The sequence below is a fragment of the Aeribacillus sp. FSL K6-1305 genome (assembly GCF_038050115.1).
GTDB classification, from domain to species: Bacteria; Bacillota; Bacilli; order Bacillales; family Aeribacillaceae; genus Aeribacillus; species Aeribacillus composti.
In genome coordinates, this window is record NZ_JBBOQV010000002.1 from 949,303 (window position 1) to 973,797 (window position 24,495).

The 24,495-nt window shown below is 38.9% G+C and carries 20 protein-coding genes and 1 pseudogene; 18 read left to right on the forward strand and 3 right to left on the reverse strand.

Annotation, left to right across the window (positions count from 1 at the left end):
* Positions 1-74: 74 nt before the first annotated feature.
* The 3 genes from NST97_RS14425 to NST97_RS14435 are packed head-to-tail and all read right to left on the reverse strand — an operon-like array spanning position 75 to position 3,404.
* Positions 75-1,166, reverse strand: coding sequence for a glycosyl transferase (locus NST97_RS14425; protein WP_094244956.1), 1,092 nt, complete (start codon positions 1,164-1,166; stop codon positions 75-77).
* Positions 1,147-2,364 (reverse strand): glycosyltransferase family 4 protein, encoded by a 1,218-nt coding sequence (locus NST97_RS14430; protein ID WP_339210828.1) that lies wholly within the window; start codon positions 2,362-2,364, stop codon positions 1,147-1,149. The genes NST97_RS14425 and NST97_RS14430 overlap by 20 nt, the downstream gene beginning before the upstream one ends.
* Entirely contained in the window at positions 2,361-3,404 is a 1,044-nt protein-coding gene (locus NST97_RS14435; RefSeq protein ID WP_341343379.1) for an NDP-sugar synthase, read from the reverse strand. Before NST97_RS14435 ends, NST97_RS14430 begins: the two co-directional genes overlap by 4 nt.
* 372 nt (positions 3,405-3,776) lie before the next feature.
* Here NST97_RS14435 and NST97_RS14440 point away from each other — a divergent pair, with 372 nt between their 5' ends.
* The 18 genes and pseudogenes from NST97_RS14440 (at position 3,777) to NST97_RS14525 (ending at position 24,474) form a co-directional block, all read left to right on the forward strand.
* Positions 3,777-5,177, forward strand: coding sequence for a zinc ribbon domain-containing protein (locus NST97_RS14440; RefSeq protein WP_341343380.1), 1,401 nt, complete (start codon positions 3,777-3,779; stop codon positions 5,175-5,177).
* On the forward strand, positions 5,174-6,487 hold the full coding sequence (gene nagZ, locus NST97_RS14445; protein ID WP_117017021.1) for a beta-N-acetylhexosaminidase: 1,314 nt from the start codon (positions 5,174-5,176) through the stop codon (positions 6,485-6,487). The genes NST97_RS14440 and nagZ overlap by 4 nt, the downstream gene beginning before the upstream one ends.
* Before the next feature lie 103 nt (positions 6,488-6,590).
* On the forward strand, positions 6,591-7,430 hold the full coding sequence (locus tag NST97_RS14450; RefSeq protein ID WP_341343381.1) for a zinc ribbon domain-containing protein: 840 nt from the start codon (positions 6,591-6,593) through the stop codon (positions 7,428-7,430).
* Between the two features lie 362 nt (positions 7,431-7,792).
* Entirely contained in the window at positions 7,793-8,269 is a 477-nt protein-coding gene (locus NST97_RS14455) for a flavin reductase family protein (protein WP_341343382.1), read from the forward strand.
* A 321-nt stretch (positions 8,270-8,590) separates the two neighbouring features.
* A complete protein-coding gene (gene brnQ, locus NST97_RS14460) occupies positions 8,591-9,946 on the forward strand; it encodes a branched-chain amino acid transport system II carrier protein (RefSeq protein ID WP_341343383.1) in 1,356 nt (451 codons plus the stop codon).
* A 473-nt stretch (positions 9,947-10,419) separates the two neighbouring features.
* On the forward strand, positions 10,420-10,893 hold the full coding sequence (locus NST97_RS14465; RefSeq protein ID WP_063386536.1) for a PCYCGC motif-containing (lipo)protein: 474 nt from the start codon (positions 10,420-10,422) through the stop codon (positions 10,891-10,893).
* Positions 10,894-11,392: 499 nt separating this feature from the next.
* Entirely contained in the window at positions 11,393-12,469 is a 1,077-nt protein-coding gene (gene sfnG / locus NST97_RS14470) for a dimethylsulfone monooxygenase SfnG (RefSeq protein WP_341343384.1), read from the forward strand.
* A 268-nt stretch (positions 12,470-12,737) separates the two neighbouring features.
* Complete coding sequence (locus NST97_RS14475) at positions 12,738-13,070, forward strand: hypothetical protein (RefSeq protein ID WP_341343385.1); 333 nt, start codon at positions 12,738-12,740, stop codon at positions 13,068-13,070.
* Between the two features lie 70 nt (positions 13,071-13,140).
* Complete coding sequence (locus NST97_RS14480; protein ID WP_117017026.1) at positions 13,141-14,322, forward strand: acyl-CoA dehydrogenase family protein; 1,182 nt, start codon at positions 13,141-13,143, stop codon at positions 14,320-14,322.
* A gap of 42 nt (positions 14,323-14,364) precedes the next feature.
* Positions 14,365-14,616: an NAD(P)H-dependent oxidoreductase gene (locus tag NST97_RS14485; RefSeq protein WP_341343386.1), complete on the forward strand. Its 252-nt coding sequence runs from the start codon at positions 14,365-14,367 to the stop codon at positions 14,614-14,616.
* 115 nt (positions 14,617-14,731) lie between these two features.
* On the forward strand, positions 14,732-15,982 hold the full coding sequence (locus tag NST97_RS14490; protein WP_339192832.1) for an IS4 family transposase: 1,251 nt from the start codon (positions 14,732-14,734) through the stop codon (positions 15,980-15,982).
* Positions 15,983-16,152: 170 nt separating this feature from the next.
* Positions 16,153-16,461 (forward strand): annotated as a pseudogene (locus tag NST97_RS14495) (NAD(P)H-dependent oxidoreductase); the annotation flags it as partial.
* A gap of 443 nt (positions 16,462-16,904) precedes the next feature.
* The gene (locus NST97_RS14500) at positions 16,905-18,293 is read left to right on the forward strand and encodes an LLM class flavin-dependent oxidoreductase (protein ID WP_063386540.1); all 1,389 of its coding nucleotides are present in this window, start codon (positions 16,905-16,907) and stop codon (positions 18,291-18,293) included.
* Between the two features lie 214 nt (positions 18,294-18,507).
* Positions 18,508-19,884: an LLM class flavin-dependent oxidoreductase gene (locus NST97_RS14505; RefSeq protein ID WP_063386541.1), complete on the forward strand. Its 1,377-nt coding sequence runs from the start codon at positions 18,508-18,510 to the stop codon at positions 19,882-19,884.
* Between the two features lie 106 nt (positions 19,885-19,990).
* Complete coding sequence (locus tag NST97_RS14510) at positions 19,991-21,223, forward strand: acyl-CoA dehydrogenase family protein (protein WP_063386542.1); 1,233 nt, start codon at positions 19,991-19,993, stop codon at positions 21,221-21,223.
* Between the two features lie 22 nt (positions 21,224-21,245).
* A complete protein-coding gene (locus NST97_RS14515; RefSeq protein ID WP_063386543.1) occupies positions 21,246-22,454 on the forward strand; it encodes an acyl-CoA dehydrogenase family protein in 1,209 nt (402 codons plus the stop codon).
* Between the two features lie 342 nt (positions 22,455-22,796).
* Positions 22,797-23,822 (forward strand): methionine ABC transporter ATP-binding protein, encoded by a 1,026-nt coding sequence (locus NST97_RS14520; protein WP_117017027.1) that lies wholly within the window; start codon positions 22,797-22,799, stop codon positions 23,820-23,822.
* Positions 23,812-24,474 (forward strand): methionine ABC transporter permease, encoded by a 663-nt coding sequence (locus tag NST97_RS14525; protein ID WP_063386545.1) that lies wholly within the window; start codon positions 23,812-23,814, stop codon positions 24,472-24,474. The genes NST97_RS14520 and NST97_RS14525 overlap by 11 nt, the downstream gene beginning before the upstream one ends.
* Positions 24,475-24,495: the final 21 nt, after the last annotated feature.

Genomic DNA, 24,495 nt, shown 5'->3' on the forward strand with positions numbered 1-24,495 from the left:
AATCGCCATATCGTCCGAAGAATAGAGGAAAAGGCGGATGCACTTTTTTGAACAACTGAAAAAAAGATTTTTTATTAAATCTTTTCGAATACTTCCAATTTTAGCGGATGTGCTAAAGCTTCAGTCATTAAATAGGAAAGTGTTGATTCCGCGCCCCGATTTTGGTTAGGACCATCGGAGTTCAAACCGTCACAGCAGCTGCCATCGCTAGGATCGACTAAAGGAATGTGATGGTCATTCCCACCATAAAACCAGTCTCGGCAGCGCAGTACAACTTGTAAGTAAGCAGAATCATCCAAAATATGATAAGCTTCGTTTGCAGCTAAAGCTAGTTTCATAACATCGATGGGCTGCTGATCCCAGTCGGCGCGATTGTGGCGGCTGCACCAACCCCGGTTGCCGATTGGACGAATGGAGGAGCTGTTGAATCCGCCCATCTTTTCGATGAGAAAATCAAGACTCTCTTTGGCAATTCGCAATGTTTCATTGCGACGGTTGTATCGATAGGATAAAAATAATCCCCAAGGCAAAATTCCATTGGCATATGTCATTTGTTTTTCGAACCAATGCCAATCTTCCGTTCGGTGCTCTTTGTATGCTGTTAATAAACTATGTTCGCATGTCTCTGCCAATTGTTTAAGTTCATCTTCTGCTATTCCAAGAGAGGAAATGCTGTTTTTCTTTTCCATGAGCAGTTTGCTGCAACTGGCCAGCACCCATGCTTGGCTGCGGGCAAAACGAAGCTTGCGGCATGCAGAAAGGGCATTGCGCAAAATTTCTGCTGCCACATAGCGGCGGGCATTGTCATTAAGTTTTAAATAGGCCATTGTCACTGCCCAAACTGATCGACCAAGACAATCTTCAGAACGAGTTTCCGATTCAGGTGTTCGGTCATAATAAAAGTTATTATGAAACCATCCATCATCCCTTTGAGCCCAAAGCAAAAAGGCTAAATACCGATCAAGCATTCCGTAGAGTCTCTTCAATTCAGACGGTTCATCTTGAAGAAGCTCTATCCATTCAATACATAGCCAAAGGGCGCGCGCATTGTCGTCTGTTGAATATCCTTCTTTACGGCGCGGAATCCGGCCGAGGCAATGCTCGATCAACCCTGTATCGTCAGTTAAACGTTCCAAATGATCAAAATTAATATTTGGTTGGTGCAACGTGTTTCACCACGCTTTCGTTCGGCTCTTTCACACCCTTCTCATCCAAGTCCATTTCGCCGATTTTGGCAAACAGCTTCAAATATTGCATCCCGACAGTTGGCCAATGGGTTGCCTTTCCAATCTGCCGAATTCGATTTTCCCATTGGTGCAATGCATTGTCATCCATTAATAGCTCTTTTAATCGCTGTTCCCATGCTTTGATGTCGCCATACGGAAGAAGCAGTTCTTCACAGCCTTTTAATAAATCTTGTGCATGTTCGTATGGCGTGGAGAGAATTGGACGGCCTATTCCGACGGCATAAGCCAGCGTTCCGCTTGTGATTTGCTGCATGCCCGGATAAGGAGTTACATATAGATCACACGCTGTTAAGTAGGAGACGAGCTCCTCTTCATTAAAGTAACGGTCAATCATTCGGACATTCTCTTCTAATCCGAGCTGACGAATCATGTTTTGCAGCTCTTCACGGTATGATTCTCCTTCCCGCTTTTTCACTTCAGGATGCGTTTGTCCCGCGATAATATATAACGTTTCCGGTACTTCATGGACAACTTCTGGGAGGGCTGAAATTAGAGACTCGATTCCTTTGCCGCGATTCAGTAATCCAAATGTAAGCAATACTTTTCTGCCTTCAAATCCCAGCTGGCGGCGAAGCTGAACCCGCTCGTTATCTCGAGGTTTAGGCGATCCATGTGGAATGTAGACAATTTTATTTTCGGGCAAATTATACGCTCGGACTAAATAAGAGACAGCCTTGCGATTCATGACGACTATAGCGTCGCTTAAATCGGCAATTTCCTGCTGGACTTGCCGATATGGCGGCTTAGGATCAGAGAAAATCGTGTGAAACGTCGTGACGAGCGGTTTATTTAATGCGCGTACAAAGTCGACTATGTACTCTCCCGCTTCACCGCCGAAAATGCCGAATTCATGTTGCAAAACTACAACAGAAATATCGCTTCGATTGACCCTTTTGGCCATCTTCACATAAGCTGAACGATCTTGCATTGGCAAAGGCCAAAATCTCGGATTATTTTCATATACATTTCTGTCATCATTTTCATTATAAAGTACAATGATTGGGTCACGATTACCGCGTTTGCCAGCAGCGCTTACGTTTGTAAATACATGTTCAGTGAAGGTAGCAATACCGCAACGGCGCGGAGGATATGTGCTGACATATGCAATTCGACTCATGCTTGCATCACCCTCTCATATTGGTTCAAGATCAAGTTATCGTACACTTTACCTTCATTTAAGAATGTCTTGTAAGCCATAATACTGTTGTTGACACGAATATTATCGCTTATGCTTGATTGATCCCAAAGAATAGAGTTTGAAAAATGCACTTTGGAGCCAATGCGGCAATGATCACCAATCACTGCAAACGGACCAATTACTGACTGATCGCCTACCTCGACATTATCCCCGATTAAAACAGGAGGGATAAAGCGGACGGCAGATCCGATTTTGGTGTCTTTTCCTAACCAAACGCTCGGTTGAACTTGATTTCCGCGAGTAGGCAACGGGTTCCGATTTTCAAGAACGTCCCAATGAATTTTCCGGTAACGTTCTGGTGTTCCCATATCAAACCAGTAACCGCTGCTTATTTTTCCGTATACACTTTTGCTTTTTTGAATAAGGGTGGGAAATGTTTCACGTTCGATAGAAACTTCACGTCCTGCTGGAATGTAGCGCATTACTTCTGGTTCAAGAATGTACAAACCAGCATTGATCAAATTTGATGGTGCTTCTTCACGACGAGGCTTTTCAACAAAACGCAAAATCCGGCTGGAATCGTCCAGTTGAACGACACCGTAAGAAGAAGGGTCATCTACTTCCGTCAGTGCAATTGTGGCGATCCCGCCGCTTTGTTCATGAAATTCAAGAAGAGGAATCAAGTTTGGCAAGTGAACAATGTCGGCATTTACAACAAGAAATCTTTCCTTCAAAAATCTTTCAGCATTTTTGATAGCTCCTGCTGTTCCCATTTGATGTGTTTCATCAGAGTACTCAATGTCTACACCGAAACGTTTGCCGTCTCCGAAGTAATTTTTTATGACATCTGAACAGTGATGTGAGGCTATTACGAATTGGTTGATTCCTTGATCGCGAAGATAAGTGATGAGGTGTTCGAGCCATGGCCGGTTAGCAATGGGTGCCATCGGTTTCGGCAAATTTTCAGTTAATGGGCGTAAACGTGTTCCTAAACCACCAGCTAACAGTAATGTTTTCATTTGTCATCCCTCCATTAGTCTATGATTATGAAGTTCACAACAGATGGATGAATGAAAAATGAAAGTGGCGTATATTGTTAGCACTCAAACCTACTGGTTGCTAATAAATATTATAACAAAATTTCTTATATAAGTAAAATGTATGAATTTCAACTCAGTCGGGGGTTTTCCTATACTTAATGAAAAAAGGGACAAATATAACACCCTTTTGTTTAAAGTCTCTACTCCGATTGATAGAAGCTTAAAAAATGTTTGAAAAACCTCTAAGAAGAGTGCTGTTTGTTTTAATGTCTAATTATTCAGAAAATCTATCAAAAGCCTTATGAAATGATATAATCTCCTTGAAATCTATGAAGAAAGCAGGTGATATGATTGAACTATTGTCAACAATGCGGACACCAATTAGAAGAAAATCAAACATTTTGTACGAATTGCGGCGCGAAAGTCGTAGAATCACAAAACGCCGTACAATCACAAAATGTAATGACGGCAGGGGAGGGATCAAGATCAAGAAGACCGGTGCTGGCAACGAAAAAATCTAAGATTTTTGCAAGTATTGGAGTTCTATTAATTTTAGTAATTGCAAGTTCATTTTTTATTGTAAAATCGGTCTATAAACCGACAAAACTGGCGGAAAATTTTATTCTAGCTGTCAACAATCATGATGCAAAAAAAGTGGCTCATTTACTAAACTCGAAGCAATCGGATATAAAAATAGATGAAAAAGTGGCCAAACAATTAATTGACTATTATCAAATGAACCCATCGGAATTTTCTGAACTGAAAAATAGCTTGCATGAAGAAGCCGTTATTTATGAAAAAGGGGCATTTCCTGAGCATACTGATGCAGATATTTCGATCAATAAATTAGGGAAAAAATGGTTATTTTTTGACTATTATGCACTCATACCTAAAAATTTATATATTGTCGTAACGGCAAATCATGATAGCCATATTTACATAGATGGGAAAAAATATGAACCTATAAAAAAAGACGAAGAACGGACTTACGGGCCGTTTTTGCCAATCAATCATAAAGTGCAAGCAGTATACAAAGGAGAATACGCAGACGTAAAGCAAGTGGAAGAAGTTTCACCAAGTGATGCAGAAGATAATAAAGTGTACATAAATTTTGATTTAACTGGAGATTATGTATATTTATATTCAAATATTGAAGATGCCACTTTATTCGTCAATGGAAAGAGCACAGGTTTAAAAATTTCGGATGTAGAAGAGTTTGGACCAGTTGCAACAGACGGTTCGATGACGCTTCATGCCGAAATAAAAACTGCTGATGGTACGTTGAAAAGCAATAAAAAGACAATTAAAGAAGCCGGGGAAACGATTGATCTATTATTTGAACAAGAAATTCCAATGGAAGATTTCGAAGATGTTGGAGATTCATTAAAAGACTATCATGATGAACAATCGGAGATCGAAAATGTGATTATGAGCCATTATACTAGTATCTCAAGCGGTGACTACGAAACTGCATATGCAATGTTTTCCTCAAGCCGTCGCAGTAAAATTAGCTATGAAAAATGGTCTAAAGGGCTAAAAAACAATTTTAAAAATGAAGTTACGAATGTAAGTGTGGAAAGTATAGAAAATGATCAAGCGACAGTGAGTTTTCAATTAACTTCTTATGACAAACAGGACGACGGCTCCACATTAGTACAAGAATGGGGAGGGAAATGGTATTTAGTGAAGGAATCAGACGGCTGGAAATTAGCAACGCCTGAAATTAAAAAGCTAAATACTAGAACGGAATGAAATGGAAATCTTTGCTTCTCATTTTCGCCATATTTATTTTGAGTATTTTTGCCATTATATCAATCCCGAAATTGCCGCTCTTTCAGGAAAATCAAAAAACAAAGATTCAAGACCAGCATGAAGAACCGGAAGTAAAAGAAGCGGGTAATGTTGCAGCTTTGCAAGAAGAAAAAAACGATAAGAAAGAAGAAACGGTCGAAGAAAAAGCAGCTAGAATAGTGGATGATATGTCTTTGGGCGAGAAGGTCGGCCAGCTTTTGATGGTGGGCTTTAAAAGCACGGAAAAAGACGAGGAAATAACCGATTTAATCGTAAACAAACATATCGGTTCTGTCATTTTGTTTGACCGCAACATGGAGACTCCGGAACAAGTTGCGCAATTAAATAATTCTTTGCAAAGGCTCGCGCTGAAAAAGCGGTTTGGAGTGCCGCTTATGATCGGAGTGGACCAAGAAGGGGGAGACATTTTGCGGATGAGAGAAAAAGTGTCTCCCATCCCATCCCAACAGAAGCTAGGGCAAGCTGCAAATGAAAAAGCGGTGTACGATATTGCTCTTCTGAACGGAAGGGAATTGGCTGCCATGGGATTTCATCTAAATTTTGCACCCGTTTTGGATTTGTCAGAGACTGACAGCCGATCTTTTGGTACAAATCCGGAAGCGGTCTATACGTATGGTGCAAAAGTGGTTCAAGGATTGCATGAAGCGAAGATTACAGCAACGCTCAAGCATTTTCCCGGCAACGGAAGAAGCAGCGTTGATCCGCATATTGACACTTCTTCTGTAAAAGCGGACAAATTGGATTTGGAGAATTCCGATATTTATCCATTTAAAAAGCTCATTGAAAATACAGATCACAATCAATTTTTCATTATGATGACTCACATTAAATATCCAAGTTATGATCCTAGCAAACCAGCAAGTTTATCTTCTGTTATGATTCAAAAGCTGCTTCGGGAAAAGCTGGGGTATAAAGGAATTGTTGTCACGGATGATCTTGAAATGGGCGCAGTAAATAAATATTATTCATATGAAGATATGGCAATCGAAGCGATTAATGCCGGAGCGGATTTGCTGCTCGTTTGCCATGAATATGAGCATCAAGTGGAGGTTTATAATGGCTTAGTGAAAGCAGTGAAAGACGGAAAAATTCAAGAAAAGCGCATCAACGAAGCGGTGACAAGAGTGCTAATGCATAAATTATCCACTATTCAAAATCCAATCGTTGATCCGCAATATGCGAAAGAAACAGTTGGAAGCAAGGAGCATAAAACACTGATCGAAAATTGGATGAATACAAAGGAACAGTGATTCAATTAAATTCGTAGAAGACCTTCATTCAATGTTTGGGCAAGCCGATTGTAGGCGGCTGCCCATGTTATACCAATCAATAGAGGAGGAACAATAGAGGAAAATGATTTGTCATCAATGTGGAAATGAACAAGAAAAAGGAAATTTTTGTGGGAAATGCGGGGCAAAATTGAATAATGATCCAAATCTACAAGAAACAGCGGGAGGCGGCGGGGATCAGGTTTCAATTAACAGAAATCCCCAACCGTCTTATGGCCAAGCAGCTTCCACACAAATGAATGAACATGTAGAAAAGGTTAAAAAGCAGTCGAAAGTGTATGGAAGTTATTTTGTTCATTTTTTGAAACATCCGTCATCCATTTTTGGCAAAGAAAAAAATGAATGGGTGAATGGCTTTATCAGCATTATTTTATTTGTGTTCATTGTCACACTAACGGTTAGCGTTTTTGTCCGCAATCTATTTAAATCGGCAATTCATGGTACTCAAGGACTGATAAATGAGTTTTATGATGGACCTTCGTATATTTCGGTATTTTTTCATGTTTTTATATTTGTTTTTCTTATTGTTACGCTCGTGTTATTGTGTATGTTCATTGTTAATAAATTGTTTGGATCAAGTGCATCTTTTCAAGAGGTAACAGCTATATATGGAGCACATCTTACCACCGCGATCACTGTTTCGCTTATCGCGTTATTACTAGTTTTGTTAAAATCCCATATTTATGGAAACATTGTGCTGATCATTTCACTTTTGCTTGCGATCGTTTTAATTCCATATTATTTGATAAGTGTACTGCTAACGAAATATTCAAAAGGAATAGATCCTTTATACTCATTTTTTATCTATGTTGCTATATTTTCCCTCCTGTTTGCGGTTTTTATCGGTATATTGGCTGATTCGGCAATGGGAAGAATTGTTGATCAATGGAGATATTTTTGGTGATGGAGTGACATTAAACATTTTGAACGAATCTAAGTATTAGCTGCTTTAATTTTCATACAATATAGACTTACACAATGAGTACCGTTAAGCCTTAAAAGCATCAGATCACCTTCTGCGCTGGTATGCCCGCCGCATACCAGCGTTTCATATGTTAATAGGCTGATTTTCATTCTATTGTATGATATGACGTTTTAAGTTGAGGTCATTATGAGAGAATTGGAAGCAGTATGGAACAATTGGCCGATATTCTAGGCAAACGACAAGCAAAAACTGGACATATTTTAATCGTTTGCCTAAAATGAAGCTAAAGGGAATACCAAAACAATCCAAAAAATTGTTTTCAAAGGAAGGTGATGCTCAACATGGATGCAAAGGCGAAAAAAACGGCTTTACGTGGAATTACATATGGCTTGTACATTGTCGGAACGAAAGATGAAAACGGTGCCAATGGATTTGCTGGAAATTGGTTGACTCAAACCTCTTTTGAACCGCCTTTAGTTGCAGTTGCCGCAAAAGCGGGTACACGTTCACAACAACAAATTGCCAAAAGCGGGGTATTTAGCGTCAATATTTTGGAGACGGGGCAGAAGGAAATGGTTACTGCTTTTTTCCGATCCATTGAACCGGAAGGAAACAAGCTGGCTGGATACGAATTTTATACGGAAGAAACAGGATGCCCGATTTTTAAAGATGCGTTGAGCTTTTTTGAGTGTAAAGTGGTGGAAAAAATAGAAAAAGGTGACCACTATATTTACGTCGGTGAAGTGATCAATGCCGGCGTGCATCGGGAAGGCGATCCGCTAACATTGAAAGAAACCGGTTTTTATTATGGAGGCTAAACTTTTTATAAGAAAAATGTTCCGGTTAAAAAGACCTGCAAATTTTATTATTTGAGACAAAAAATAAGAAAATAGTTTTGTTCGGCAAAAGGTTGAAGCAAGATTTTAAAGAATAAGCGATGATGACTTACGATTATTTGAAGCAGGCGTTCATTTCCGTCTGCTTCTAGCATATTTATCCAAATGAATGTTCATAATATAAGTATGAATTCGTTGAAATTTTTGTAAAAAAATAGTATAATATAATTTATTGTATGAATCGTGTGAATTGTTTTCATAAATCGATTTAAAAAAATTACATCATGGTGGGATCGGAAAATTATGGATCAAAAGCTATCATTTTCTTCGCTTGCTGTCATTGGAGTTATGTTGTTTGCTCTATTTTTTGGGGCAGGGAATCTAATATTTCCGGCTCAGCTTGGACAAAATGCCGGGGAAAATCTTTGGTTTGCTGTGACTGGATTTATCATTACTGGAGTTGGATTGCCGTTTCTCGGGATTATAGCGATGAGTTTTTCCGGAAGCAGTGATTTGCAAGAGCTTTCTAGTAGAGTTCATCCGACTTATGCCGTCTTTCTTACATCATTGCTCTATTTAACAATTGGTCCTTTTTTTGCAGCACCGCGGACTGGAACTGTTGCGTATGAAGTCGGTATTACGCCGTTTGTTGCTGAGGAATTTCATCAAGTTGGATTGTTTATTTATACGCTGCTATTTTTTGCTGTGACTTTTTGGTTTTCTTTATACCCGTCTAAGATTGTCGATAATGTTGGAAAACTTTTAGCACCTGGAATTGTGATTCTTCTTGCCATACTTTTATTTATGGTAGTTGTGAATCCTATTGGGGATATTGGTTCAGCGCAAGGCGTGTATAAAATTCATGCGTTTTCCCAAGGTTTTATAGATGGCTATAGTACAATGGACGCCCTTGCATCACTTGTATTTGGCATTATTGTGATCAATGCCATACGCAAATTAGGTGTAACATCAAAAAAAGACATTCTGAAAGCTACAGCAAAATCAGGAACTGTTGCCATTTCACTGCTTGCACTGATTTATATTGGAATTGCTTATTTAGGAGCAACAAGTATAGAAGCTTTCGGAATTTTTAAAACAGGCGGACCAGTTCTCAGCAATGCGGCTTCACATTATTTTGGCACATTCGGTTTAATTATGCTGGCTATTATTATCATCCTTGCATGTTTAACGACTGCCATTGGTTTAATAACGGCGAATGCTGAATATTTTCATAAATTGATTCCGAAAATCGGCTATAAAACGTGGGTTGTCTTCTTTAGCTTACTTACTTTTGTAATAGCAAACTTTGGATTAACAAACATTATTTCATTTTCTATCCCTGTCTTAATGTTCATCTATCCTCTAGCGATTGTTTTGATTTTGTTAACGTTCTTGTCGCCGCTTTTCCATCACGCACGCATTGTATATGTTTCAGCGACTGGAGTTACATTTTTAATCAGTATTTTTGACGGTTTGAAATCATTATGTGATTCACTTGGAATTGATTATTTCGGATGGATGGTACCAATTGTTTCGTTTTATGAACAGATATTACCATTTTATAAACAAGGACTCGGCTGGTTTATTCCAGCGATCATTGTCATTATTATTACAGGTATTGTCGGAAGGGTTCAGGCCAAATCAACTGTTAGAGCGTAAAATGTTCTATTATAATAATAGAAAGAATAGTTTGAATTTTTGTAAGCTATAAAAAAGGAACTTTCTTAAGGAAGGTTCCTTTTTTTGATCAAACTTGACCATTGACAATTTTTTAAAACTAAAGGAAGATTCTTTTTATTATTTAGTGATTATGGTATTTTTCTTGTAGAGGTTAAAGTCTATCCACCCTTCGCAAGTTCGGATTTAAAAATAAAGGATATTTAGCAGCTGCTAGAAGTACCCCCTTTACAATATAATGGAATGATATCAGAAGCTTTGAAGATGTATGCCGTTCATTAGACTTTATTAATTGAGAGAAAAACTTTAAGGAAGGGAAATAGGAATATATATTGTAAGGGTAACATCGGCCGCCAGATGGTTCTATGTTCGGCAGCTGAATGCAATTTGTGAATTTTCGTTGATGAACAGAAAAGAAGGATTTCATTACACTTTATAAAAGGAAGTGTGACGTTGTGAAAGCCAAACAATTATTGGTATTACTATTTATTACAATAATCATTTCTGCTTGCAGTTCAAATAAAGAACAATCAACCATGGAGCACGCGCCGAATGGCGACTTGTGGGAAACAACTGCTTCAAGGGATGAACTGCCGACCTTTTTAAATGAATATAGCGAAAACATTCAAATCATCTATCAAGCAGCCGGAAAATCAATGGAGCTGCTGCAATGGATTCCTTGTTATTGTGGCTGCGGCGACCATGCCGGACATCGGAGCAGTCTAAATTGTTTTGTTAAGCAAGTAAATCAAAATGGTTCTGTTGTATGGGATGACCATGGAACACGCTGCAACGTCTGCTTAGAAATTGCAGCAGAAGCAATCAAAATGAAGCAAGATGGAAAAACGGTAAAAGAAATTCGCCAATATATAGATGAAAAATACAAAGAAGGCTATGCGAACCCGACAGACACACCAATGCCGTTATAAAGAAAAGGATGAGACCAATTATTGGTTTCATCTTTTCTATGTTTTATGCTTTGTCGAAACTGTTTTTGTCCTCAGGACTTGATCATGATGGAAAAAGGCTTGTGATTAGACATTTAATCTTGAATATCCATCAATACTGTTTTTTGTTATTTTTACATAATAAAATTGTCGGAGAAAGCTCCTTCGGCTTTTTTTTGACCGATCCTCCACGCTTTCCAACAAAGAATTATTTATAATCATATTCCCTTTCGCTCCATGACCCATTTTCCATTCTGCCTTTCCCTCATGTCTAATTCTAAGGACTGATCTAATAAAACTAGCAAGAAAAGTCGAAATTTTTAAAAACATACTTGACAAATAGGAATAATGGAATTAATATCATACTTAAATCTTTTACTTTTATCCGGTTGCCCACTGGACCGCCAGAGGCTCATATCAGTTCCTAATATTAGGGATCTGATATGAGCCTTTTTTATTAAAATTTAAGGAGGGAAAATCAATGGGTTTACAATTTGCTTATTGGGCGCCAAACGTTAGTGGAGGGCTTGTGATCTCTAATCTGCCACAGAAAACAGGCTGGTCATTTGAGGATAACAAACGTTATGCACAAATAGCTGAAGAAAATGGTTTTGATTACGTCCTGCTGCAAACAAGATTTTTCGCCAGCTACGGAGCTGAAAAACAATTAGAAGCCGCTGCGCTTGCTTCTGCACTTGCCGCTAGTACCAAAAAATTAAACATTATTACAGCTGTGCTGCCCGGTCTTTGGCATCCAGGTGTCATAGCAAAAATTATTTCAACGATTGATCATATCAGTAATGGTCGTGCTTCAATTAATATTGTCAGCGGATGGTTTAAAAATGAATTTATCGGTTATGGGGAACCGTGGTTAGACCATGATGAACGTTATCGACGGTCTGAAGAATTTATACAGGTTCTACGAGATTTGTGGACAAAGGAAACCACTACTTTTAAAGGAGATTTTTATCGTATAAATGAAGCGCCATTAAAGCCTAAACCTATTAATATCCCAAAAATTTTCCAAGGCGGAAACTCGAAAGCAGCAAGAGAAATGGCTGGACGAGTTTCAGATGTTTATTTCATGAATGGAAACTCGCTGGAAAATCTGAAAAAGCAAATTGATCATGTGAAATCATTGGCTAAATCGAACGGAAGAAACATCCAATTCGGTGTTAATGGCTTCGTGATTGTTCGTGATACAGAAGAAGAAGCAAAACAAGTTTTAAAAGATATTGTTTTACATGCAGATAAAGAAGCTGTGGAAGGCTTTGAAAGTCAAGTGAAATTCGCAGGGAAAGCCTCTCCTGAAGGTGAAGGAATGTGGGCAGAATCCACCTTCGAAGATCTTGTGCAATATAATGACGGTTTCAAAACAGGTTTGATTGGGACGGCAGAACAAGTGGCGGATCGCATCATTGAGCTGAAAAAAATAGGAGTCGATATTGTTTTGACAGGATTTTTACATTACGATGAAGACTTAAAAGCCTTTGGTGAAAAAGTCATTCCGCTCGTAAGAGAAAAAGAAGCAAAATTGGAGGGAATCCTAGCCAACTAATATAAAGAAGCATAAGACTCGAAATGAGTAAGCTTTCGGAACAACTAACAAATGAATATGAATGATGTTGAGCATTCAACATCAAGAAATGAGGAGTCTCTTTCTTTAAATAATACTTGACATATAGGAATAATATGTATTAATTTAGTAATAAACAAAATAGTTTGATGAATGCTGACTGGACAACTAGAGGCTCTCAATTCAAGATCATGTTTCTTGAAATGAGAGTCTCTTTCCTTTTTTACAAACATGGAAAGGTGGATTAGCGGTGGCAAATAGTTATGTGAACATATTGGATTATAAAACGGAAAAACAAAAATCTTTGCGAGAAAATGAATATTTGAATTTGCCGGATTTACAATTTTTCCTTTGGTGCCAAAAGAATTATCGGATAAATAAAGGTGTTTTCAATACGATTGACAATTGGTTTTATATAAATGGAGTCGTTTCTATTATTCATCGTCGAATTTATATTTTAGCTTTTCTGGAATTTGTCAAAAGAGAAGATGCAGATTTTAAAAAACGCAAATATATCCGTTTTGGAAACGGAGGTCTTTCAAAGAAGCTTCATCAATTTATGAATGAAATAATGGAACAATAGAACGATTATGTCAGTAAACTATTAATCACAAACATTATTTAGATAAAGAAGACAAAGGGGTAACTAATGAATGAGTGTTGCAGAAGGAACAGGTCATTACCTTGACACAGCTTTGCAGTTAGCAAAGGAGTTTGCTAAAACTGCAATTGAAAGGGATGAACGAGGAGGAACAGCAAAAGCAGAACGTGATCTGCTTAGAAAAAGCGGATTACTTTCACTTATCATCCCGAAGTCTTTAGGCGGACTGGGGAAGGATTGGAAAGCTGTGCTGCAAATTACACGTGAGCTGGCAAAAGTAGACGGGTCATTGGCTCACTTATTCGGCTATCATTTCTTATGCTTGACATCCGTACATCTATTCGGTTCCCCTCAGCAGAAAGAGAAGTATTATAAGGAAACGGCTGAAAATAATTTGTTTTGGGGAAATACCTATAATCCTCTTGATGAAAGCTTGCTCGTAAAGCGAGAAGGGGATCAGTTAAAGCTAATTGGGAAAAAAAGCTTTTGCTCGGGTGCTAAAGATTCAGACCGGCTGCTTATATCAGCTAAAAGTCCAAATCAAGATCGCCCTGTTATTGCCGTTATTCCTACTAATCGGACAGGAATAATCATTAATGATGATTGGGATAGCTTCGGCCAACGGCAAACGGACAGCGGCACTGTTGTTTTTCAAGATGTACTGCTGAAGGAAGAAGAGATATTAAATTTCTATGAACAAGAACCTGAAAGCTTTTTCCCTACTATAAGGACGCATACTGCTCAAACCATTTTAGTTCATGTTCTTCTTGGAATTGCGGAGGGAGCATTTGAAGAAGCGAAAAACTATACGAAAAATATCACTCGTCCTTGGCTGACCTCTAAAGTAGATCAGGCGACGAGCGATCCATATACGATTCGCCAGTATGGAGATTTATATGTGCAGTTAAAAGCTGCAGCTGCATTGGCCCAAGACGCTTCAAATGCTCTGCAAGAAGCATGGGATAAAGAAAGGGCATTAACAGAACAGGAACGTGGAGAGTGTGGAATTATCATTGCGACTGCAAAGGTTGCAACAGCAAAAGCAGCTTTAGAGGTTACCAGCCGTATGTTTGAAGTAATGGGGGCAAGGGCAACTTTAGGAAAATATCGGTTTGACCGCTTTTGGCGAAATGTAAGGACTCACACGTTGCATGATCCCATTGAATATAAAATCCGTGATATCGGAGAATGGGCTCTTAACGGTAAATTACCTGAGATTACACCGTATTCTTAATGTAAAAACGATCGAATTTAATTGAAGAAAGGTGATGACATTATGTCAAATATCGTGATTATTTCCGGAAGTCCATCTAAACCATCAAGAAGCTTAGCTATCTCAGCTTATTTAGAAAAAAGGATCAAGGCTGAAGGGCTGAATGCGTCTACCATTTCAGTTCGTGACCTGCCGGCAGAAGATCTTTTATTTGCCAACTTCAACAGCCCAAAAATTCAAGAGGTTTTAGCACAGATTGAACAAGCACAGGCAGTTATTATTGTAAGTCCTGTCAGTAGCATTGCATTAAGTTAATTTTAATTTGTCAAGCCCAATTTTATGTTAAATTTCATCTTTTTGGATAAAAAAAAACTCCTTATAATTAGGATTGGCAGTCCTATCCAAATCCTAAGAATAAGGAGAAACCATTATGGATAAGAATACCACAGAATCCACAATAAATGAACTATTTAAAGAGATCGATCCAATAACTTTTTCAAAACTAATTAATGTGATTGACGTTGACAAATACATTAAAAAATTAACGGCGTATAAGTTTTTACAACTTTGTATCATCGCTCAGTTAAACGAATTGGAAAGCTTAACAAAATTGGCCAAACATTTGAAAGACAAGGAAGAGTTGCAGACATATCTGGAATTTGATGCAATTAGTACTTCGCAACTTTCTCGCAAATTAGGCCAATTATCCCCTCAACTGTTTGAAAAAGTATTTAAATATCTGGTCTTAAAGATCCAAGGGCAAATGAAAAATGCCCCGATCATCCGAAACATTGGTCGTCTTCTGGTCATTGATTCTACCACGATGAGCATGAGTTTGAGCCAATATCCATGGGCAACTTTTCGTAAGACAAAGGCTGGTGTTCGACTCCATTTAAAGGTTGTTGTAACGAAGGATATCACTGTTCCGGATCAAGGGATTATCTTACCCGCGAAACATGCCGATCGCACACAGATGGACGAACTCATTGAAATCGATCCAAATGCGATTTACTTGTTTGATCGAGGGTATGTCGATTACAAACAGTTCGACCGCTTATGCCGAGAAGGGGTGCGATTCATTACCCGGCTTAAAAAGAACGCAGAGATTGAAGTTTTATCGGAACGGATTCCCAATCCAGAACGTTTGATTTATAGGGATCAGATTGTCATTTTAGGAAATGACCGTAATCATACCAAAATGACTCATCCTCTCCGATTGATCGAAACGGTCGACAGCGAAGGGAATCCCGTGATCATCATAACCAATTGCTTTGATCTTTCTGCGGAAGAGATTGCAGATTTATACCGATATCGCTGGAAGATAGAGACCTTCTTTAAATGGATGAAACAGCACCTTAAGATAAAAAGATTTTATGGAAAAAGTCAAAATGCCGTTTACAATCAAATTTGGATCGCCCTAATCACCTATTGCTTACAGGCCATGCTCCAATTAAAAGTGAATCACGATGGTCCTTTATTAGAGATCAAGCGAACTTTACAGAATCTGCTTTTTAAAGGTTTTGACTGTTTTGTTCGCTCCCTTTTTAAAAAGCCAATTCGAACGTCCAACGGTCGGAAAAAATACCATTGGGAAAAAGATTTTGAAACCATCGTGTACCAATTTGAAGAAGGGGAGGTGGAACACCTAGACGATTTAGTTTATGATCCAATGTTTCTGTAATATATTACCAAATTGTGGAAATGGACTGCCGATTAAGACGTCATTGTCCTTTTAAGCTTGCTTAGAAAGATTGTATGTCTGAATATTCAGTTACATGAAATAACTGGAATTTTTATTGAGCTTGACAAACATTAAATTTTTTTATGCAACGCTACTGAAGTCCTGTATATAAAGCAAGCTATCCAGGGGTGTTAAAAGCCCTGTTAGATTTCATTCCTGAAAAAGGATTCGTTGATAAAGTTGTTCTCCCAGTGGTTACCGGCGGAACAGCAGCTCATCTTTTAACATTGGAATATGCTATTAAGCCGATTGCTTCTGTGTTAGGCAGCCAGGAGATTTTAAAAGGAGTGTATTTCGTAGATTCTCAAATTGGCTATCACGAAGATCAGGTTACTTTTATTGATGCGGAAATAGAATCGAGATTACAAACATCATTGAATGATCTATTAAGCCGGTTAAAAGTTGAACAATTAAAATAGTGATTTATATATTGTTTGCACCGAACAGAAAGGATGTTTCATCCTGCTTACGGAGATGAAACATAATGGTGACAGAACTGTCACCAATAAATTGCTTAAGCTGCCGTTGATTCCAACCCAAAAATTCTTACCTTTGTATAGGGAAATATATTACTTTAGCAAAAATTTCATATGATCAAATGTATCATGTTGACTGGACGACCAGAGACATATCATCGCAAGTTTCGTACTTGCAAAGATAGTCTCTGTTTTTTTTCGTTATAAACCTTTAAATAAAATGAAGAAAAAGATGTAACAACAAGTATTTGAGAAAGAGACACGTACCTTTCAAAAATGATCCCACTCCATTTCAGTTTCGATATATAGAATCACAGACATTATCGGTCCATGGAATGATAACTAAACGACAATGTCAAATTTACGGTTAGTCGGGAGGAAATCATATGAAGAAAAAGCGAATTTATTTAAACGCTTTTGATATGAATTGTGTGGCGCATCAATCTCCGGGATTATGGGTGCATCCTGAAGATCAGTCATACCGATATAAAGATATTGAATATTGGGTTGAGCTGGCGCAATTACTGGAAAAAGGGCGGTTCGATGGATTATTTATTGCAGATGTAATCGGCATTTATGATGTGTATGGAAATGATAAAACAACAGCAGTACGTGAAGCAACCCAAGTTCCAGTCAATGACCCTATTTTACTTGTTTCTGCAATGGCGCATGCAACGGAGCATTTAGGCTTTGGGATCACATGCTCTACAACATTTGAGCATCCATATACATTTGCACGCAGAATGTCGACTTTAGACCATTTAACAAAGGGCCGAGTAGGCTGGAATATTGTTACTTCCTATTTGGAAAGCGGAACGAAAAACATCGATATTGGCGATCGGTTCCTCCATTCAGAACGATATAATATTGCGGAAGAATATTTGGAAGTTTGCTATAAATTATGGGAAGGCAGCTGGGAAGACGATGCTGTTATAAAAGATAGAGATAGAAAAATTTTCACAGACCCAGCGAAAGTTCATGAAATAAATCATCACGGCAAATATTTTAATGTGCCAGGCATTCATTTGTGCGAGCCGTCGCCGCAAAGAACACCTGTTTTATATCAAGCAGGCGCTTCAGCGAGAGGGCGTCAATTTGCAGCAAAACATGCTGAGTGCACATTTGTTTCGATGCCAGGAAAAGAGCCTATCGCTTCATATGTTAAAAATTTAAGAGCCCAGGCTGCTGAATTTGGCAGGGATCCGCAAAGCATAAAAATATTCGCTTTGTTCACACCGATTGTTGGGCGGACGGAGGAGGAAGCGTGGGCGAAATATGAAGAATTATCGCAATATATCAGCTATGAAGGGGCCCTTTCTTTATTAGGCGGCTGGTCAGGTGTTGATTTTTCAAAATATGATCCTGATCAAGAAATTGAATACATTGATACTAACGCCATCAAATCAGTGCTCGAATCATTAACGAAAGCAAGTCCAAATAAAAAATGGACTGTCCGCGAGCTGGCGAATTTTGCTGGAATAGGCGGAATGGGTCCTGTAGTAGTCGGAACACCAAAGCAAATAGCTGATACGTTTGAGGAATGGATTGAAGATACGGATATCGATGGATTTAATCTCGCCTATGCAATAACGCCGGGAACTTTTAAAGATTTTGTTGATCTTGTCATTCCGGAGCTTCAACAACGTGGAGTCGTGAAAAAAGAATATGAAGAAGGAACTTTGCGGGAAAAATTGTTTGGCAAAGGCCAGTCCCGTTTACCGGAAGACCATATTGGAGCTAAATATAGAAATTTAAGCTATCAACTGCAGGATTAACCTCACTTTTTTGTATCAAAAGAAGCTTTGAACTTCGTATGATCAGCCTTGAAAAAAAGGAAAATGTAGGTTAGTCGTTAGTCAGTATTACTTTTGCATCATCTTTATTTGACTTGTTGCCAATTTTGCTGCGGATTCATAAGTCCTTTAAGTCGTTTATGAAATGAATTCGTTTTTTGGCTAAACAAATTTGATAAATGGAGATATGGGGAATATGACAAAGCCATTATCATTTTCTGCTTTTGTTATGAATACACCTTCTCACATTCTTCACGGGATGTGGCGTGATCAAGAAGGTCATCAGCTTAACTTTAATGACGTAAATCTTTGGGTTTCTTTAGCGAAACGGCTGGATGAGGGAGGTTTTGACGTCATCTTTTTCGCCGACGTCGTCGGGCTGTACAATGACTTTCGAGGAGGATGGGATTTCCATATTGAAAATGGCTTGCAAGTACCTAGTAATGACCCAATGGTACTGCTTTCAGCACTTGCAGTAAATACAAAACATTTGGGCTTAGCTTTTACGGCGGCTCCGGTTCAAGAACCTCCCTTTAACTTTGCACGCCGTGTATCAACATTAGATCACATCACCAAAGGACGAATTGCCTGGAACATGGTTACCAGCTACTCAGCAAATGCCTTTCGCAACTTTGGCTATGACGGCTTAGTTCCGCATGATGAACGATATGAGTGGCTGGATGAATATGTTGATGTTTTATATAAGCTTTGGGAAGGTTCATGGGATGAAGGAGCGCTTTTGCAGGACCGTGAAAGCGGAATTCATGCGGATCCGGCGAAAGTCCATAAAATTCATCATGTCGGCAAGCGCTACAAGGTGGAAGGACCGCACTTAGTGGCTCCATCACCGCAGCGCACACCGTTGCTTTTTCAAGCTGGTTCGTCCCCTACTGGCAGAGATTTTTCGGCTCGCAATGCTGAAGCGATCTTCATTGGAGCACCTGATCCTGAAAATGCCCGCAAGCTGATCGATGAAACACGAAGGTTGGCGGTTGAAAATGGCAGAAAGAGTGAGGATATCCACTTTTATCAGGGATTGTACTTTGTGATCGGAAAGACGGAGGAAGAAGCTCGGCAAAAAGAATATGAACTTGAAAATAAGATTGATTTCGATATGATGATCGCTCATTCCGCTGGGGGGATGGGAATTGATTTAGGGAATGCTACTTTAGATACTCCATTGGAAGATATCAAAACTGAAGGGATCAGAAGCACATATGAATGGCTAAAGCAAAGCACGCCGGGAAGGACTCCTACAGTTAGAGATCTTGCTAGGCTCAGGAGCAAAACAAACCGTATTGTCGGCACTCCTGAAATGATTGCAGACCAGCTTGAGCTTTGGAGGGATGCAGGTGTTGACGGCATCAATGTCATCAATGCGACGATTCCCGGTTCCTATGAAGAATTTATTGATCAAGTCATGCCTGTGCTTCGAAAGCGCGGTTTAGCGCGCAATGGATATGGAAAGCCAGGAACATTGCGGCGCAAATTGTTTGGGACAGATCGTCTCAATGAGCGTCATCCTGCTGCAAAATACCGAGGTGCATTTGCAGCGAAAAGCCCTGTAAATTGATCTGAGGTGCTAGTAATTGCTGTTTGGCTCTTTTTTTTACAAATAAATATTACTAAAAAGATGTGAATAGTGAAATTTAAAATACGATTAAAGGAGTGCATAAAAGATGTCAATTCAAAATCAATTAAATGAAGCAAGCTCTTTGACTTTTAACGGTCCGGTAAAAGTTGATTCGCCTGAATTAGATCAATTGATTGATGTAATTGCCAAAGAAGCTGAGGAACGAAGAAATGCCGGCAGTGAAGAACTGCCTTATCACGCCTTCGATTTAATTCGGCAATCTCGATTGGGTGCTTTACGTCTGCCTGTTGAACTAGGCGGTGGAGGAGCTAGTATTCGTGATCTTTTCTATGTCCTAATCCGTTTAGCTGAAGCCGATCCGGATGTGGCGCACAGCCTTCGTGCCCATTATTGGCAAGTAGAAGAAATACTTCGAAATCCGGATAAAGAACGACGTGAGCAATTGTTGGGAATCGTGGCAAAAGGAGATATTATTGGGAATGCCTTTACGGAAATTTCATCAAAAAATGTTGGTCATTTGATTTTTGAAACAACTTTGACTCAAGATGGCGAAGGATACCGATTAAACGGTACGAAATATTTTAGCACCGGTACCATATATTCCGACTGGGTAATCGTTATGGCATCAACCCCTGAAGGAAAACCTGTTTCCGCGTTTATTCCGACAAATCGTGATGGCGTCATCATTGAAGATGACTGGGATGGTATCGGACAAAAATTAACAGGAAGCGGTACAACACGCTTAAACAATGTATATGTCAATCGAGAAGAAGTAACATTTATTGATGAGACGAAGACGCCTTTCAATTCATTTTTACAGCTCTATCTGCAAGGAGTGATAGCGGGTATTTTGCGGAATGTGGTGACAGACGCTAAAGCTTTAGTTCATGGAAGATCCAGAACCTTTACTTTTGCATCGGCAGATACGCCAGCGGCTGATCCGCTGCTTCAGCAAATTATTGGGCAGCTTTCAAGCAGCGCGTTTGCCGCAGAAGCACTTGTGCTGGCTGCCGCAGATGCATTAGACATAGCAGTGAATGAGGCGGTTAATGGAGAAATAGACTTTGATTTAAGTCATGAGGCTTCCCTGCGAGCTGCTCAGGCGAAAGTTATTATCGATCACCTTGCATTACAAGCAGCTACACTTCTCTTTGAGGTTGGCGGCGCTTCAGCTACGAGACAATCCAAGCATTTTGACCGCCACTGGCGCAATATTCGCACACTTGCTTCCCATAATCCGATAGCCTACAAAGCAAGAGCTATTGGCGATTATGTTGTGAATGGTACGAAGCTTCCGATAAGAGAGGTTTACTTCTAAGGATTTTATTGGAGGATGCACAATGGATTTTAACGCAAGCAATCAGACGATTCGAAATGAACGAGATGCAAGGCTCGTAGAATATGCGGAGCGCATTGCAGAGAAAATTCGACAGACAGCTGATAAATATGATGAAACAGGAGAATTTCCGTTTGAGCATATCGAAATCCTGAAAAAAGAGGGTTATCATAAGCTAACAATCCCTAAAGAATTTGGAGGTGAAGAACTTTCATTATATGAAATTTTGCTTGTACAAGAACGATTAGCGAAAGCCTGTGGTTCTACGGCACTGGCGATAGGATGGCACTTAATGGCATTCTTTAGCCTTAGGGATTTCCGGCCTTGGAAAGAAGAAATTTTTGCGAAAATATGCAGAGAGGCCGTTGAGGAAGGTTCATTATTAAATGTTTTTGTCACGGAGCGGACATCAGGCAATATTGTAAGAGGCGGAACCCCATCAACAATTGCGAGAAAAACGAAAGACGGATATATCATTTCAGGAAGAAAGGCACTTGCAACATTGGCGCCAATTGTGTCGCATTTTACGATTTTGGCATATGTCGAAGAAGAAGATAAAACGGCCGAATTTTTAATTAAAAAAAATGATTCGGTACAATTGATAGATACATGGAATGTTTTGGGAATGAGAGCAACAGGCAGCCATGATATCGAACTGCATGATGTGTTTGTGCCGGAAGAGGCGTTATTGTCTTACATTGACAAGGGGAAGAACAACCGCTTTAAGGGCAACAGCAGTGCCTACACGCTGCAGTTGCCAGCCATTTATTTAGGGATTGCGATTGCAGCCAGAGATTTTATTTTAAAGTATGCGGCTGAGAAATTTTCACCAAGTCTAGGAGATGTTATTCTAGAGGCGCCGCATGTTCAGGATAAAATTGGAGAAATCGAAATTTTAATCGCTGTATCAAGATACCTGTTATACGGTTTAGCTGAAAAATGGGACCGAAATTTACATGTTCGAGATAAGTTAAGCAATGAAGTCTCTATTACAAAATATACAGTATGTAATAATGCGATCAAAATAGTAGAGCTGGCTATGAGAATCGCAGGCGGTCATTCGTTATCGAAAGATTTGCCATTAGAAAGATATTTTAGGGATGTTCAGTGTGGTTTATATAATCCTCCTTTAAATGACATGGTCGTGAGTCAAGTTTCGAAATCCGTGATTGAAGAATATCGAAATAGCTTGAAAGAAGTGCAATTTAAATAGGAGGATGCTGGAGACTGTGGGAGCATTTTCTGCTGCTGAGCAGAAAAGTGCATAATATTTGCTGACTGGAACACCAGAGGCCTTAATTTCATGAAAAATGAAATTAAGGCCTTTCTTTTTCACAATATGACAAGGAAAAAAATTTTTTGCATTGCACAAATGTGTCAAAGTATTATGGTTCATCGCCATTTTTCCAAGTTAAACAAATTAAATTAAACATAAAGAGTTAAGATGGGAGAAGCACCATCCCCAAACACTCGAGTAGTTCCCGCATTAAACGTTTTGAACAAAGGGGATATTGTATATAGATCTAGATAAATTTTCGGTTGGTGGAGGAAATTGATGATTAGGCTAGAGAGAGTTAGTAAAATATACGAGTCTGGTGGGAAAAAAGTAGAAGCTGTAAAAGATGTTTCGCTTCACATTAAAAAAGGCGACATTTTTGGAATCATCGGCTTTAGCGGAGCCGGAAAAAGTACACTGCTTAGGTTAGTGAATTTACTCGAACGTCCGACAAAAGGAAATATTATAGTCGATAATTATGATTTGAATTCCATATCTTCGAAAGATCTGCGGCAATTAAGAAGAAAAATTGGAATGATTTTTCAAACATTTAATCTATTTAATTCTCGCACGGTATATGGCAATATTGCTTACCCTTTAAAATTGGAGAAAAAATCGAAGGAGGAAATCCACCAACGAGTTACAGAGCTATTACAATTTGTTGGTCTTGAAGACAAAGCTGACAAATTTCCAGAACAGTTGTCTGGAGGTCAAAAACAAAGAGTAGGGATTGCACGAGCGCTTGCAACTTCACCAGACATTCTGTTATGTGATGAGGCTACCTCGGCTTTAGATCCAGAAACCACTAATGAAATATTAAATCTATTGAAAAAAGTGAATGAAGAATTCAATATTACGATTTTATTAATAACACATGAAATGAACGTGATTCGAAAAATTTGCAATCGCGTAGCGGTTATGGAAAACGGGAGAATCATTGAAGAGGGTGAGGTTTTTAATATATTTTCAAATCCTCAAGAAAAAACGACGAAAAATTTTATCAGTTCGGTTGTAAATGAAAAATTATCTTCGAGCTTGCTTGAAAAGTTAAGGAAGGATCATGAAAGAAAGCTTTATCGAATTGTATTTTCAGGAGACACTGCGAGTCAACCTATATTATCGACATTAACAGCTAAACATAATATTCACTTTAATATCATTTACGGAAGCATCAATGAACTACAAAATCAATTGTTTGGCAATTTAATCGTGGAATTCATTGGAGCTGATTCTCAAATTGAAGAATTATTAAAAGAGTTGACAGAGATAGTTGAAGTAAGGGAGGTCACAAACGGTGAAAGTTGATTGGACGACGTTTTGGCCTAGAATACTTCAAGCAACAGGTGAAACGATTACAATGGTCATTTTCACATTGATTTTTGCTAGTATTTTAGGAATTATCATGGGACTACTGCTATTTGTCACCCGTAAAGGCAATATTTTAGAAAATAGATTCATCTTTTCATTTTTGAATTTATTAATCAATATTATTCGACCTATACCGTTCATCATATTTTTAGTTGCCATCAGCCCGCTTACGCGATTCGTTGTGGGAACTACAATTGGAACGGCAGCGGCTATTTTTCCGATGACCATTGCTGCAGCTTTTGCCATTGCCAGGGTGGTAGAAAATAATTTAGTCTCAATTGATCCAGGTATTATCGAGGCTGCAAAGGCGATGGGGGCATCACCTATTCAAATAATATTTGGGGTACTAATCCCCGAAGCATTAGGGCCTTTAATTTTAGGAATTACATTTATCACCGTAGGACTTATTGATTTTTCCGCCATGGCTGGAACGGTCGGCGGAGGGGGCCTTGGGGATCTTGCGATGACATATGGTTATCAGCGGTTTGATACATCCGTCATGATTGTTACGGTTGTCATATTAATTATTCTTGTTCAAATTGCCCAATTTATTGGCAACATGCTTTCACGTTTCTTTTTACGCAGATAGATCAATCATATATTAGGGGGA